The sequence below is a fragment of the Chryseobacterium sp. sg2396 genome (genome assembly GCF_042610505.1).
Lineage (GTDB): Bacteria > Bacteroidota > Bacteroidia > Flavobacteriales > Weeksellaceae > Chryseobacterium.
This window is the reverse complement of record NZ_JBHGAQ010000055.1, coordinates 1-1,021: the sequence shown is the minus strand read 5'-3', so window position 1 is coordinate 1,021 and position 1,021 is coordinate 1. Positions and strand designations below refer to the sequence as shown.

Below are 1,021 nucleotides of genomic sequence, written 5' to 3'. Positions count from 1 at the left end.
CCGTTGGCTGAGAAAATGAGAAAACATAGTCCTTATAATTATGCCTTCGATAACCCAATCAAATTTACTGATCCAGATGGAAAAGCTCCCAAAGATATTATTATTCTAACTGCAAATGGGTCTTTCAAAGCATCAAAAGATATACTTTATAAAACTGCTGAAGGTTAGAGGATATGGGATAAGTACGGAACTAGTAAAACGGACGATATTTATATCAATTCCAAAAACTTTGGTATTCGTTCATCAACTGTAGCTGAAACAATTGCAGATATAAAAACTTTGGGTATTACAAAAAACGGGAAAGTGTCAATTCCTGAAGGATATGTTAATATGTCTGAATTTAATAATCTAGACGTATCTCAGTCAGGCAATAAAAATGTACATTTGATTTCTTTGAATGAAAATTTTTTTAAGGAAAACAGTACCGATTCAAGATATAGTGTAACATTCGAGAATAAGGCAGGCGTTGAGAAAAAAATGGGCNCATTTGATTTCTTTGAATGAAAATTTTTTTAAGGAAAACAGTACCGATTCAAGATATAGTGTAACATTCGAGAATAAGGCAGGCGTTGAGAAAAAAATGGGCTATAATAATTATGATTTAGCAGAAGCTGTATATCATGAAATGGATTCTCATATAGAAAATAGAACGGGAGATCCTGATTTGGATCATACACAATATGGGTCTGGAGATTTTAAGTTAGCTGCTCCAAGAGTACCCGGCACTAATTCAGAGAAAATAGTTAACCAACTCGTCCAGCTACGAGAAGAAGAAAAAAAGAAAACTAATGGAACAAATTAGAAAGAAAATATTTATATGTATTCTATTATTATATTTTGTAGGACATGTAAACGGACAAGTATTAGAGTTTTATGAACCTATTATTGTAACGTATAAGTCAGGTACGTTAAATAATAAAAAAATCGATATAGGGATATTTGATTATTTTCAAAAGGACACTTCGAAGATGGAATATGAATATCTAAAATATGATTCTGATAAAGGGGTCTTATTAAAATA

General features: G+C 31.3%; 2 protein-coding genes. Both read left to right on the top strand.

Features of this window, described 5'->3' with window-relative positions; genetic code table 11:
* Positions 1-487: 487 nt before the first annotated feature.
* On the top strand, positions 488-802 hold the full coding sequence (locus tag ACED20_RS21160; protein WP_378106735.1) for a hypothetical protein: 315 nt from the start codon (positions 488-490) through the stop codon (positions 800-802).
* Positions 789-1,021, top strand: a 233-nt coding sequence (locus tag ACED20_RS21155) for a hypothetical protein (RefSeq protein WP_378106733.1), incomplete at its 3' end; no start/stop codon positions are given. The genes ACED20_RS21160 and ACED20_RS21155, both read left to right, overlap by 14 nt.